Below are 12,867 nucleotides of genomic sequence, written 5' to 3'. Positions count from 1 at the left end.
CGGCCAGGTAGTTTGTGGGCTCGTTGATTCGTGGGTCCGTCGAGGACACTCCAGGAGGGCTGGTCCGGCCGTGGCTGCAGATCTGTCGCAGATCGTGAAGGCGTACGACGTGCGAGGGGTGGTCCCGGACCAGTGGGACGAGGAGCTGGCCGCCCTGTTCGGCGCCGCCTTCGTCCGGGTGACCGCCGCGACGGCGATCGTGGTCGGGCACGACATGCGGCCCTCCTCGCCCGGTCTGACCCGCGCCTTCGCCCGCGGGGCGGCGGCGCTCGGCGCGGACGTCACGGAGATCGGCCTCTGCTCCACCGACCAGCTGTACTACGCCTCGGGCGCGCTCGGCCTGCCCGGCGCCATGTTCACCGCCTCGCACAACCCCGCGCGGTACAACGGCATCAAGATGTGCCGGGCCGGCGCCGCCCCGGTCGGCCAGGACACCGGCCTCACCGAGATCAGGCGACTCGCCGAGGAGTGGAGCGGGACAGGGGCGCCCGAACCCGCCGGGACGCCGGGGACGATCAGCCGGCACGACACGTTGGAGGAGTACGCGGCGCACCTGCGCGGCCTGGTCGACCTCACCGCCATCCGCCCCCTGAAGGTCGTGGTCGACGCGGGGAACGGGATGGGCGGGCACACCGTGCCCACCGTCCTCGGCGGCCTGCCGCTCGACGTCGTCCCGATGTACTTCGAGCTGGACGGCACCTTCCCGAACCACGAGGCGAACCCGCTGGACCCGGCCAACCTCGTGGACCTCCAGGCCCGCGTGCGCGCCGAGGGCGCCGACATCGGCCTCGCCTTCGACGGCGACGCGGACCGCTGCTTCGTGATCGACGAGAACGGCGACCCGGTCTCCCCGTCCGCCGTCACCGCCCTGGTCGCCGCCCGCGAGCTGGCGAGGAACGGCGGCTCGGGCACGATCATCCACAACCTCATCACCTCCTGGTCGGTGCCCGAGGTCGTGAAGGAGCACGGCGGTACGCCGGTCCGCACCCGGGTCGGCCACTCCTTCATCAAGCAGGAGATGGCCACCAGCGGCGCGATCTTCGGCGGCGAGCACTCCGCGCACTACTACTTCCGCGACTTCTGGAACGCCGACACCGGGATGCTGGCCGCCCTGCACGTCCTCGCGGCCCTGGGCGGCCAGGAGGGCCCGCTCTCGGCCCTGGTCTCCTCCTACGACCGCTACGCGGGCTCCGGCGAGATCAACTCCACCGTCGCCGACCAGGCGGGCCGCCTCGCCGCGATCAAGGCCGCGTACGGCGACCGCCCCGACACCACCCTGGACGAACTGGACGGCCTCACGGTCACCTCCACGGACTGGTGGTTCAACGTCCGCCCCTCGAACACCGAACCGCTCCTGCGCCTGAACGCGGAGGCGCGTGACGCGGAGACGATGCGCGAGATCCGCGACGAGGTCCTGACCCTGATCCGGTCCTGACCCTGATCCGGGCCTGACCCGGCGACCCCCGGCCCGTCCGGCGTTCGCGGACGAGCCGGCAAGGCGTCCGCCCGGGCCGCCCGCCCGGGCCGCCCGGGCGAGGCAGCCGGAGCGAGGCCGCCACCCCGCCGGAGAGGGCCCCGGCGGTAGGCTGACCAGGCCCCCGGACACCTGTCAGGGCCCCGCACCACACCGCCCCCGCCCCGAAGGGAACAACCCTCATGCCGCTCGAAGCCGGCCTCCTGGAGATCCTCGCCTGCCCGGCCTGCCACGCCCCCCTCAAGGAGACCGACGCCGAGCTGGTCTGCACCGGCGCGGAGTGCGGACTGGCCTACCCCGTCCGCGACGGCATCCCGGTCCTCCTCGTCGACGAGGCCCGCCGCCCCGCGTGACCGCGCACCCGTTCCCGCGAGCAGGAGACCCGACGCGATGTTCGACGAAACGCTCCTGGACGACACCGAGGCGCTGGCCAGGGCCGACCGCCGCGGCCTGCTGCGCGGCGCCGCCGAAGCGGGCGCCCGCGTCCGCACGGCGGCCCGGTACGCGGCCGAGGCCGGCATCGGCGAGCTCAAGCCGGACGGCCGCCCGCGCGCGATCCTGATCGCGGGTCCGGGCACGGCCACCGCCGGCATCGCCGAACTCCTCGGCCGCCTGGCCGGCGCGGCCTGCCCGGTGATCCGGCTGCGCCCCACCGGCGTCGCCCCCGCCGCGGGCGCCCTGCGCTGGGACCTCCCCGGCTGGGCAGGCCCGGTCGACCTGCTCCTGATCGCCACCCCGGACGGCTCCGAACCCAGCCTCTCGCTCCTGGTCGAGCAGGCCTACCGGCGTGGCGTCACCGTCGTCGCCGTCTGCCCCACCGGCGCCCCGCTGACCGAGGCCGCGGCCGGCGCCCACGGCCTGCTCGTGCCGATGGCGACCTCCCCCCGCGACCAGGACGAGCCGACGGCACCCTCCGCACCCGGCGTGCTCTGGGCGCTGCTCACCCCGCTCCTGGCCCTGCTGGACCGCACCGGCCTGCTCGCCGCTCCCGCCGACTCCCTGGAGAAGGTCGCCGACCGCCTCGACCGCACCGCCGAGCGCTGCGGCCCCGCGATCGCGACCTACAGCAACCCGGCGAAGACCCTCGCCTCCGAACTCGCCGAGGCGCTCCCGCTGATCTGGACCGAGGGCGCGGCCGCGGGCGCGGCGGGCCGCCGCTTCGCCGCGGCCCTCGCCGAGCTGTCCGGACGGCCCGCGCTCGCCGCCGACCTGCCCGAGGCGATGCCCGCCCACGGCGCGCTCCTCACCGGCGACCTCGCGGCCGGCGCCGCCCCCGACGACTTCTTCCGCGACCGCGTCGAGGAGGGCCAGGCACTGCGCGCCCGCGTCGTCCTGCTGCGCGACCGCCCCGTCGACGGACTCTCCGCCGCCTTCGCCGCCCGCGAACTCGCGCTCTCCCACTCCACCGCGATCAGCGAGCTGGAACCGGAGGAGGGCAGCGACCTGGAGACCCTCGCGGAGCTGATCGCCGTCACGGATTTCGCCGCCGTCTACCTGGGCCTCGCCTCCGGGACGTGACCCGGCCCCGATGCTGTACCTGCCCCACCCCGCCCCACCCCGCCCCGCCCCGCCGCCCCCGCCGCACGGGCCCCGCGCCCGCCCCCGGCCATGCGCGGCGCCCGCACCACGCACCCGCGCCCCCCGCGTACGTACGGAGAAGAACGCCTGATGGACCGCCTCACCAACACCGTCCGCCCCTACGCCTGGGGCTCCACCACCGCCATCCCGCACCTCCTCGGCACCGAGCCGACCGGCGAACCCCAGGCCGAGATGTGGATGGGCGCCCACCCCGGCGCCCCGTCGCGCACCGAGCGCGGTCCGCTCGACGAGGTCATCGCCGCGGACCCGGCGGGGCAGCTCGGCGAGGCGGCCGTCGGGAAGTTCGGCCCGCGCCTGCCGTTCCTGCTCAAACTGCTCGCCGCGGGCGCGCCGCTCTCGCTCCAGGTCCACCCGGACCTCCGGCAGGCGAAGGAGGGGTACGCGGCCGAGGAGGCGAAGGGCGTGCCGGTCACCGCGGCCGAGCGCAACTACAAGGACGCCAACCACAAGCCCGAACTGATCTGCGCCCTCACGGAGTTCGACGGCCTGTGCGGCTTCCGCGCCCCCGAGGAGGCGGCCCGGCTGCTCGAAGGGCTCGGCGTCGACAGCCTCAAGCCCTACGCCGACCTGCTGCGCGCCCACCCCGAGGAGGCCGCGCTGCGCGAGGTGCTCACCGCCGTACTGAGCGCGGACCGCGACGAGATGGCGCGCACCGTCGCCGACGCCGCGACCGCCGCCCGGCACCTCGGCGGGGAGTACGAGCCGTACGCGGGCATCGCCCACCACTACCCCGGCGACCCGGGCGTCATCGCCGCGATGCTGCTCAACCACGTCCGGCTCCAGCCCGGCGAGGCCCTCTTCCTCGGCGCGGGCGTCCCGCACGCCTACCTGAACGGCCTGGGCGTCGAGATCATGGCCAACTCCGACAACGTCCTGCGCTGTGGCATGACCCCCAAGCACGTCGACGTCCCCGAACTGCTGCGCATCGTCCGCTTCGAGGCCACCGACCCGGGCGTCCTGCGCCCCGAGGCGTCCCCCGGCGGTGAAGAGGTCTACGACACCCCCATCGACGAGTTCCGCCTCTCCCGCTACGTCCGCGCCGAGGGCGCCCCCGCGCACGACCTGACGGCCCCCACCCCGCAGATCCTGCTCTGCACGGCCGGTTCGGTCCGCGCGGGCGGACTCGACCTGGCTCCCGGCCGTTCCGCCTTCGTCCCCGCGGGAGAAAAGGCGGAAGTGTCCGGTACCGGCACGTTTTTCCGGGCGACCGTCGTGGCCTGACTCCTGCCCCTCCCGTCCCGTGCTGCAACAATGGCCCATCGCAAAGCCAGGGCAAAGCGGCAGGCTTCTCACCGCAGCACGGGACGCAACGTACGCACGTACGAAGGGACACCAGGAACAACATGAGTGCTTCAGGCGGAGCAAAGGCGATCGTGGCGGCGCTCGCCGCCAACCTCGCCATCGCGGTATCGAAGTTCGTGGCGTTCCTCTTCAGCGGCTCCTCGTCGATGCTCGCCGAAGCGGTCCACTCGCTCGCCGACTCCGGCAACCAGTTCCTGCTGCTGATCGGCGGCAAGAAGGCCCAGCGCGAGGCGACCCCGCAACACCCCTTCGGCTACGGCCGCGAGCGCTACATCTACGCCTTCCTCGTCTCGATCGTCCTCTTCTCCGTCGGCGGCATGTTCGCCGTCTACGAGGGCTACGAGAAGATCTCGCACCCGCACGACCTGGAGCACTGGTACTGGCCGGTGGGCGTCCTGGTCTTCGCGATCATCGCCGAGGGCTTCTCCTTCCGCACGGCCATCAAGGAGTCCAACCTCTCGCGCGGGAAGCTCTCCTGGAGCCAGTTCATCAAGCGCGCCAAGGCCCCTGAGCTGCCCGTCGTCCTGCTCGAGGACTTCGGCGCGCTCATCGGTCTGGTCCTCGCGCTGCTGGGCGTCGGCCTCACCCTCGCCACCGGCGACGCCGTCTGGGACGGCATCGGCACGCTCTGCATCGGTGTCCTGCTCATCGCCATCGCGATCGTCCTCGCCCTGGAGACCAAGTCGCTCCTGCTGGGCGAGGCCGCCGGCACGGACGAGGTGCGCAAGATCGAGGCGGCCGTCGTCGACGGCTCCACGGTCACCGGCCTGATCCACATGCGCACGCTCCACCTCGGCCCCGAGGAGCTGCTCGTCGCCGCGAAGATCGCCGTCCAGCACGACGACACCGCCGCCGAGGTCGCCCGCGCGATCAACGAGGCCGAGGCCCGTATCCGCGCCGCCGTCCCGATCGCGCGCGTCATCTACCTGGAGCCCGACATCTACAGCGAGGCGGACGCCGCCAAGGGCCCGGACCGCGAGGCGATGCCCGGCGGCCCGACGCCGACCCCGGAGCACTGACCCTTACCGCTACGCAGCAGGGGCCCCGCCGATCTCCCGGCGGGGCCCCTCCTGCGTACAGGGACCGCGCTCCGCACGCTCCGTGAGCTACGAGATCTCAGCGAGCACCCCGAGCACGGTCTGCGGGTCGGCCGCGGCCATCAGCCGCTCCCGGAACCCCGGATCCATCAGCTTCCGCGACAGCAGCGCCAGGATCCGCAGATGCTCATCGCCCGCGGCCGCCTCCGGTACCGAGATCATGAAGACGAGCCGCGCCTTCGTCCCGTCCAGCGAGCCCCACTCGATGCCCTCGGCGGACCGCGCGAACCCGACGACCGGGGACGTCACCGCGTCCGTCTTGGCGTGCGGGATGGCGATCTCCTCGCCGAGCCCGGTCGTCCCCTGCTCCTCACGGCGCAACGCGGTCGCCACAAGCTCCTCCACGTCCCGCACCTTGCCGGTGGAGGCGAGCAGCCCGGCCATCTCGCGGATGGCCGCTTCCTTGTCCCGCGCGGCCAGCTCCACCGTGACGGTCTGTCCGGTCAGATAGCCGGAGAGAACGCCCGCGTCCTCGCCCGTCACCTCGTCGCTGTCGCTGTCGCTGTCGCTGCCGCCGTCCCCGGCCACCGGGCCGCCGGCCACGGCGGACTCCGCGACAGTGGGACCACCGGCCTGCGCCCGCTCCTGCCTGGCCCGCGCCCGGCGCTCCTTCAGCTCGACGAGCGCATTGGTCGTCAGCGCCGTGACGACCACACCGGCGACGATCGCCACGAAGAACATCGGCACCCCGCTGACCGCGGTGAACACGGCGACGATCGGCCCGCCGTGCGGCACCGAGTCCTCCACCCCGGCGAGCCCGGCGAGGGCGCCGGCGACCGCCCCGCCCAGCATGTTGGCGGGGATGACCTGGGCGGGCCGCGCCGCGGCGAACGGGATGGCGCCCTCCGAGATGCCGAAGAAGCCCATGAACAGCGCCGCGATACCGGTGTCCTGCTCCTGCTTCGTGTACAGCTTGCGCCGCACGATCGTGGCCAGGCCCTGGCCGAGCGGCATCACCGGGATCGCTGCGGCGGCCATGCCCATGACGGCGTTGTTCGTGCCGATCAGACCGGTGCCCACCAGGAACGCCGTCTTGTTGACCGGGCCGCCCATGTCGAACGCGATCATCAGGCCGATGATGGCGCCGAGCATGACCGCGCTCGATCCGGTCATCCCGTTCAGCCAGCTGGTGAGGTGCGTGAACACCCACGAGATGGGCGTGCCGATCACGTAGACGAAGAACAACCCGACGACCAGCGTGGAGACGATGGGCACCACGATGATCGGCATGATCGGCTGGACGAACTTCGGCACCCTGACCTTGCGTATCCACAGCACGACGTATCCGGCGAGGAAGCCCGTCGCGATCGCGCCGAGGAAGCCGGCGTTCGCGTCCGCGCCGTAGATGCCGACGCCGTCGTACGCGAGGAAGCCGCCGATCATGCCGGGCACCAGTGCGGGCCGGTCGCCCAGGGCGAACGCGATGTAGCCCGAGAAGATCGGCAGCATCAGCTTGAAACCGAGCCCGCCGAGGGCGTTGACGTCGAACCAGAAGGAGTCCTTCGGGATCTCGATGCCGTGCGGCGTGGTGTGCCCGCCGACCGCCAGCGACACCGCGATGAGCAGCCCGCCCACGACGACGAACGGGATCATGAAACTGACGCCGTTCATCAGCGCCTTGTACGCCGCGCTGCGCTCCCGCCCACCGCCGGTGGGCGCGGCCCCGCCCGTGGAGCCGCCACCGCCCCCGGCGCCGTGCACGGGTGCGCTGCGCACCTGTTCGATCAGCTGCCCGGGGTGGCTGATGCCCTCGGACACGCCGACGGACAGGACCCGCTTGCCGGCGAAGCGGTCGAGGTCCACGTCCTTGTCGGCGGCGATGATCACGCCGTCGGCGGCCTTGACATCGTTGTCAGTCAGTACGTTCTCGGCCCCGATCGAGCCTTGTGTCTCCACCTTCATGTCGATGCCGAGCGCATCGGCCGCCTGCTGGAGCTTCTCCGCGGCCATATAGGTGTGCGCGATGCCGGTCGGACAGGCGGTCACCGCGAGCAGCCTCACCTTCTGCTGCTGCTCGACGGCGGCTCCGCCCGTGTGGGGGTCGGCCGGACTGGTCACGTGGCTCTCCTTTGCGCCTTCGCTTCACGAGACCGCGCAAATGTTCGCGGCCTGCCCCGCATCCTGCAACACGTGAGCGCGTGGACAAAAGTCCGGAATCAACCGCTTGTCCGCATCGGGGATGCTTCGCAGGACGGGGCCCCACCGCCCGCCCGGGGACGGAATCCCGCCACATCCCCGCGCCACCCCGACGGAGACGGGGTGGGGCCGACTGAGCCGATCGGTGTAGATTCGTAACGAGCCAGACGTCGCTGCTGATGGCGGTCGGGCGGCCCGCGCGACGGGGCGTCCGAGGGAGAGAGGGCCTCCGACGGACTGCGCTGCGAGCGCCCGGGGACACCCGTGTCCCAGGAAGCCGCAGATCAGCCATGCGCGTACCCGAACGCGGGCATGCGCACCAAGCCCACCTCGACCATCTGCAACCGCACCGAGGAGCAGCTCACTTATGACTTCTGTCGCCAACCGACAGGACCAGGACTTCAAGGTCGCCGATCTCTCCCTCGCCGACTTCGGCCGCAAGGAGATCACCCTCGCCGAGCACGAGATGCCCGGCCTGATGTCCATCCGCGAGGAGTACGCCGCCGCGCAGCCGCTCGCCGGCGCCCGCGTCACCGGCTCCCTCCACATGACGGTCCAGACGGCCGTCCTCATCGAGACCCTCGTCGCCCTGGGCGCCGAGGTCCGCTGGGCCTCCTGCAACATCTTCTCCACGCAGGACCACGCCGCCGCGGCCATCGCCGTCGGCCCGAACGGCACGCCGGACGACCCCCAGGGCGTCCCGGTCTTCGCCTGGAAGGGCGAGACCCTGGAGGAGTACTGGTGGTGCACGGAGCAGGCGCTGACCTGGCCGAACACCCCCACCGGCGGTCCGAACATGATCCTGGACGACGGCGGTGACGCCACCCTCCTCGTCCACAAGGGCGTCGAGTACGAGAAGGACGGCAAGGTCCCCTCGGCCGACACCGCCGAGTCCGACGAGCACCGCGTCATCCTCCAGCTCCTGAACCGCACGATCTCGAACGGTTCGCAGAAGTGGACCCAGCTCGCCTCCGAGATCCGCGGCGTCACGGAGGAGACCACGACGGGCGTCCACCGCCTGTACGAGATGCAGCGCGAGGGCTCCCTCCTCTTCCCCGCGATCAACGTGAACGACGCGGTGACGAAGTCGAAGTTCGACAACAAGTACGGCTGCCGCCACTCGCTCATCGACGGCATCAACCGCGCCACGGACGTCCTCATCGGCGGCAAGACCGCCGTCGTCTGCGGCTACGGAGACGTGGGCAAGGGGTGCGCGGAGTCCCTGCGCGGCCAGGGCGCCCGCGTGATCATCACCGAGATCGACCCGATCTGCGCCCTGCAGGCGGCGATGGACGGCTACCAGGTCACGACGCTGGACGAGGTCGTCGACAAGGCGGACATCTTCGTCACCACGACGGGCAACAAGGACATCATCATGGCCTCGGACATGGCCAAGATGAAGCACCAGGCGATCGTGGGCAACATCGGCCACTTCGACAACGAGATCGACATGGCCGGCCTCGCGAAGATCGACGGCATCGTCAAGGACGAGGTCAAGCCGCAGGTCCACACGTGGACGTTCCCCGACGGCAAGGTCCTCATCGTGCTCTCCGAGGGCCGCCTGCTGAACCTGGGCAACGCGACGGGCCACCCGTCCTTCGTGATGTCCAACTCGTTCGCGGACCAGACCCTGGCCCAGATCGAGCTGTTCACCAAGCAGTCCGAGTACCCGACCGACGTGTACGTGCTGCCCAAGCACCTGGACGAGAAGGTCGCCCGGCTCCACCTGGACTCGCTCGGCGTGAAGCTGACGACGCTCCGCCCGGAGCAGGCCTCCTACATCGGCGTCGAGGTCGAGGGCCCGTACAAGTCGGACCACTACCGGTACTGAGCACCCCGCCGGTCGCACTCACCGACTGCCACCGACAGTCGCCGACTGCCACCGACAGCCGCCGACAGCCGCCGACAGAACAGGACAGGCCCCCGCACCCCCGTGCCGGGGGCCTGTCCCGTGCTCCGCCCACCGCTGGCTACGGTGGACAGGCTCTTCAACCGACAGCTGCCCGACCGCCGCCCGGCTGTGGCCTCCGCCACCGCCGCACACAGCGCGGCCTCCGCCCCTAGAGGACCCGACGAACCCCATGCCCCGCGGCCGCTATTCGCTCCACGATCCGCACGATCACACCCCCCTCGGTGAAGAGCACTTCCACTGCGCCCCCGGCCCCTCCGGCTGGCGCTACGTAGCCCAACGGGTCACCCCCTCCGGCGAGCACGCCGGCTCGATCGACCTCGCCCTCGACGAACTCGGCCGCCCCATCCGTCTCGAAGTGAACGCCGCGAGCTGGCAGGTGCGAGGAGCCGCCATCGACGGCGTCACCTGGGTACGCACCGACCCCACCGGCGCCCACGCCACCGAAGGGAACGCCCCCGCGCACGCCTTCACCGGTACCTCCCCCGCGTTCCTCGTCGCCACCACGCGCCTGCTGCGGCTCACCCCCGCTTCCCCCTCGACCCGCGTCCGCCTCGTCGCCCTCACGGATCCCGTGCTGGCCCCCCGCACCCTGGACCAGTCCTGGACCCTGCTGGACAGCGAAGCACACGCCACTGACAACGGGCCCCTCGTCGTGGCCGCGTACCAGGTCACGGCCCTGGACACGGGGGAGCAGCACACCGTGCACGTCAGCGGTGACGTGGTCCTGGCGGCACCCGGCATCGAGCTGGAGCACCTGGAAACGCCGCCGTCGACGTTCGACTGAACCCGTTGCCGTCGACGTTCGACTGAACCCGTTGCCGTTGCCGTCGCTGGCCTTGTCAGGCGGGCGGGGCGAACCCGGTGGCGGGCGGCCCGGCCTCCGGGCTCCGCGGGTCCGCCGCGGGCGGCACAGTCCCCTCGGCCGCCGGCGCGGCGGCCGGACCACCACCCGGCGCCGTGAACCCGCCGACGGCAGGAGCGACCTGCCCGCCATACGTCCCCGTCCCGCCGTAGGCTCCCGGCCCGCCGTAGGCCCCGGGCGCGGGCGGAACCGGAGCGGGAGCAGACGCGGGCGCCACGGTGGCCCCGAGAGGCCCCGGCCCGCCGTACGCCGGTCCCGGATATCCGGCATGCCCCGCCCGCCCCGCCGCGCCGAACGCGCGCTGCGCCTCACGCGCCTGCCGCTCGTGCACCACCGCGGCCAGGAACGCCGCGGGCGGCACGTCACGCGGCGCGGGCGCACCCGTGTGCGCGGCGAGATCGGCGGCCAGCCGCTCGGCCATGCCCCAGCCGACCTGCGGGTCCAGCTGCCGCATCCGCGTCAGGTACTGCCGCACCGCGAGCCACAGACCCTCCGGCACGGCGGACAGGTCCAGCTGTGCGAACCGCCCCACCAGCCACGGCGGCGGAGGCGGCGCGAACGCCGCTTGCCCGGCCGGCACCCGCTCACGCACGACCAGCGTCCCCGCGAACACGTCCCCGACCCGCCGCCCCCGCGCGGAGACCAGTGAGGCCACGCAAGCCACGACCCCGAAGGTCGCCAGGATCTCCACGACCCCGACGGCCCCGCGCACCAGCGCGTGCCGGAACCGGATCGGGCCCCCGTCGTCCCGCACGACCCGTAGCCCGCACGCGAGCTTGCCGAGCGAGCGCCCGTGGCTGAGCGTCTCCACGGCGATCGGTATCCCGACCAGCACCAGCAGGAACAACGCCACGGAGAGCGCCGCCGCCGCGGCATCGTCCAGCGACGCGGTCGACGCGACCACGACGATCGTCACGACGATGTAGACGACGAACGCCACGATCAGATCGATCAGCACGGCGAGCGCACGGCTCGGCAGTTTCGCCGGCCGCACCTCCAGCGCCACGGCCTCGCCCGTCACCAGCTCGCTCACCCTGGCCACCCGCCCTTCCCTGACCTGCCCTCGGAACCGCCAGTCTGCCAAGCTGAGGGCAGATCGCGCCGCACAGGTGCCGGAAGCGAGGAGCAGCAGACCCGATGGACCTCGATGTCTTCGTCTCCGCCCACCGGGCCGAGTGGGACCGGCTGGACGCGCTGCTGCGCCGCCGTCGCCGGCTGACCGGCCTGGAAGCGGACGAACTGGTGAACCTCTACCAGCGCGCGGCCACGCACCTCTCCCTCATCCAGTCGAGCGCTCCGGACCCCAGGGTCATCGGCCGGCTCACCCAACTCGTGGCACGCGCGCGTAGTGCCGTGACCGGTACCCGCCGTGCTTCATGGCGCGACGTCACCCGCTTCCTCACCCACGGTTTCCCGGCGGCGGTCTACAAGGCACGCCACTGGTGGGTGCCCACCGCCCTCGTCTCCACGGCGATAGCCGCCCTGATCGGCTGGTGGATAGGAACGCACCCCGACATACAGGCGGCCATAGCCGCGCCGTCCGAGCTCCGCGAGATGACGCGCCCGGGCGGCCAGTACGAGACGTACTACTCCAGCCATCCCGCGACGTCCTTCGCGGCACAGGTCTGGACGAACAACGCGCAGGCGGCGGCCATGTGCCTGGTCCTGGGCGTCTTCCTGGGCCTGCCGGTCCTGTGGATCCTGCTGCAGAACATGCTGAACGTGGGTGTCGGCATCGGCCTCATGACCAGTGCCGGCCGCCTCGACACCTTCCTGGGCCTGATCCTCCCGCACGGCCTGCTGGAGCTGACCGCGGTCTTCGTGGCTGCGGGCACCGGACTGCGCCTCGGCTGGACCGTCATCGACCCGGGGCCCCGTACCCGCAGAACGGCGCTGGCGGAGGAGGGCCGCGCGGCCATCGGCATGGCGATCGGCCTGGCCCTGGTCCTCTTCGTCTCGGGCGCGGTGGAAGGCTTCGTGACCCCCTCGGGCCTGCCGACCTGGGCCCGCATCGGCATCGGCGTCGCCGTGGAACTCGCCTTCCTCGCCTACGTGTACGTCCTCGGCGGCCGCGCGGCGCGTGCGGGCGAGACCGGGGACCTGGAGACAGCCGAACGCAGCGCTGTCCTGCCGACCGCCGCCTGATGTGCGTTCAGCTCCGCTGAGCTGCTAGTCTCCTCTTCGCCCCGGAAAGACCGTTGACACGGACCGGACGGGGAGGTAGATTCGAACAGTTGCCCAGAGCTCGACAGGCTCTATCGCGACGGTTAGTATCTGACGCGCTTCCGAAATAACATTCTTCGAGAAGCTCTCCCGATCAATCAGGAAACAGAGTCGGCAAGACCGGCTCAAAACCTCTGATAAAGTCGGATCAGCCGAAAGGCAAAAGGCCCTCCAGCGGCCACCGGAAATGAATTCCGAACCGGAAACGGAACGGAAAACGGATCTGGTAAGGTTGGAAACACCGAAGGGAAGCGCCCGGAGG

At 71.9% G+C, this 12,867-nt stretch carries 10 protein-coding genes; 8 read left to right on the top strand and 2 right to left on the bottom strand.

The annotated features are described in order from the left end of the window. Window positions 1-70: 70 nt before the first annotated feature. The 5 genes from ACIBW6_RS34645 (at window position 71) to ACIBW6_RS34625 (ending at window position 5,394) form a co-directional block, all read left to right on the top strand. Window positions 71-1,435 carry a phosphomannomutase/phosphoglucomutase gene (locus ACIBW6_RS34645; protein ID WP_399066883.1) on the top strand — a complete coding sequence of 455 codons (1,365 nt, stop codon included), beginning with the start codon at window positions 71-73 and terminating at the stop codon, window positions 1,433-1,435. 221 nt (window positions 1,436-1,656) lie between these two features. After that, entirely contained in the window at window positions 1,657-1,827 is a 171-nt protein-coding gene (locus ACIBW6_RS34640; RefSeq protein ID WP_399066881.1) for a Trm112 family protein, read from the top strand. Between the two features lie 37 nt (window positions 1,828-1,864). Further along, window positions 1,865-2,992, top strand: a complete 1,128-nt coding sequence (locus tag ACIBW6_RS34635; RefSeq protein ID WP_399066879.1) for an SIS domain-containing protein — start codon at window positions 1,865-1,867, stop codon at window positions 2,990-2,992. A 150-nt stretch (window positions 2,993-3,142) separates the two neighbouring features. Continuing rightward, window positions 3,143-4,294 carry a mannose-6-phosphate isomerase, class I gene (gene manA / locus ACIBW6_RS34630; RefSeq protein WP_399066877.1) on the top strand — a complete coding sequence of 384 codons (1,152 nt, stop codon included), beginning with the start codon at window positions 3,143-3,145 and terminating at the stop codon, window positions 4,292-4,294. Window positions 4,295-4,416: 122 nt separating this feature from the next. Then, window positions 4,417-5,394 (top strand): cation diffusion facilitator family transporter, encoded by a 978-nt coding sequence (locus ACIBW6_RS34625; RefSeq protein WP_399066875.1) that lies wholly within the window; start codon window positions 4,417-4,419, stop codon window positions 5,392-5,394. A gap of 87 nt (window positions 5,395-5,481) precedes the next feature. Here ACIBW6_RS34625 and ACIBW6_RS34620 read toward each other — a convergent pair whose 3' ends face one another. Continuing rightward, window positions 5,482-7,530 (bottom strand): fructose-specific PTS transporter subunit EIIC, encoded by a 2,049-nt coding sequence (locus ACIBW6_RS34620; RefSeq protein WP_399066873.1) that lies wholly within the window; start codon window positions 7,528-7,530, stop codon window positions 5,482-5,484. A 445-nt stretch (window positions 7,531-7,975) separates the two neighbouring features. Between ACIBW6_RS34620 and ahcY the strand changes: the two genes are divergently transcribed. Both ahcY and ACIBW6_RS34610 read left to right on the top strand, forming a co-directional pair. Continuing rightward, window positions 7,976-9,439, top strand: coding sequence for an adenosylhomocysteinase (gene ahcY, locus ACIBW6_RS34615; RefSeq protein WP_399066870.1), 1,464 nt, complete (start codon window positions 7,976-7,978; stop codon window positions 9,437-9,439). Window positions 9,440-9,689: 250 nt separating this feature from the next. Further along, complete coding sequence (locus ACIBW6_RS34610; protein WP_399066868.1) at window positions 9,690-10,304, top strand: hypothetical protein; 615 nt, start codon at window positions 9,690-9,692, stop codon at window positions 10,302-10,304. A gap of 55 nt (window positions 10,305-10,359) precedes the next feature. Here the strand turns inward: ACIBW6_RS34610 and ACIBW6_RS34605 are convergent, their stop codons facing one another. Next, window positions 10,360-11,415 carry an RDD family protein gene (locus ACIBW6_RS34605; protein WP_399066909.1) on the bottom strand — a complete coding sequence of 352 codons (1,056 nt, stop codon included), beginning with the start codon at window positions 11,413-11,415 and terminating at the stop codon, window positions 10,360-10,362. A gap of 104 nt (window positions 11,416-11,519) precedes the next feature. Here ACIBW6_RS34605 and ACIBW6_RS34600 point away from each other — a divergent pair, with 104 nt between their 5' ends. Continuing rightward, window positions 11,520-12,527: a stage II sporulation protein M gene (locus tag ACIBW6_RS34600; RefSeq protein ID WP_399066866.1), complete on the top strand. Its 1,008-nt coding sequence runs from the start codon at window positions 11,520-11,522 to the stop codon at window positions 12,525-12,527. The last annotated feature ends 340 nt before the right edge of the window (window positions 12,528-12,867 follow it).

It is taken from the genome of Streptomyces sp. NPDC049813 (assembly GCF_044465085.1).
Classification (GTDB): domain Bacteria; phylum Actinomycetota; class Actinomycetes; order Streptomycetales; family Streptomycetaceae; genus Streptomyces.
Note: the sequence above shows the minus strand (reverse complement) of the source record. Positions and strands in the feature narration are given on the sequence as shown.

Bases quoted from the DNA above. Each gene is read 5' to 3' on its own strand.
- ACIBW6_RS34610 (WP_399066868.1), top strand. From the start codon at position 9,690: ATGCCCCGCGGCCGCTATTCGCTCCACGATCCGCACGATCACACCCCC.
- ACIBW6_RS34635 (WP_399066879.1), top strand. From the start codon at position 1,865: ATGTTCGACGAAACGCTCCTGGACGACACCGAGGCGCTGGCCAGGGCC.
- ACIBW6_RS34600 (WP_399066866.1), top strand. From the start codon at position 11,520: ATGGACCTCGATGTCTTCGTCTCCGCCCACCGGGCCGAGTGGGACCGG.
- ACIBW6_RS34625 (WP_399066875.1), top strand. From the start codon at position 4,417: ATGAGTGCTTCAGGCGGAGCAAAGGCGATCGTGGCGGCGCTCGCCGCC.
- ahcY (WP_399066870.1), top strand. From the start codon at position 7,976: ATGACTTCTGTCGCCAACCGACAGGACCAGGACTTCAAGGTCGCCGAT.
- ACIBW6_RS34640 (WP_399066881.1), top strand. From the start codon at position 1,657: ATGCCGCTCGAAGCCGGCCTCCTGGAGATCCTCGCCTGCCCGGCCTGC.
- manA (WP_399066877.1), top strand. From the start codon at position 3,143: ATGGACCGCCTCACCAACACCGTCCGCCCCTACGCCTGGGGCTCCACC.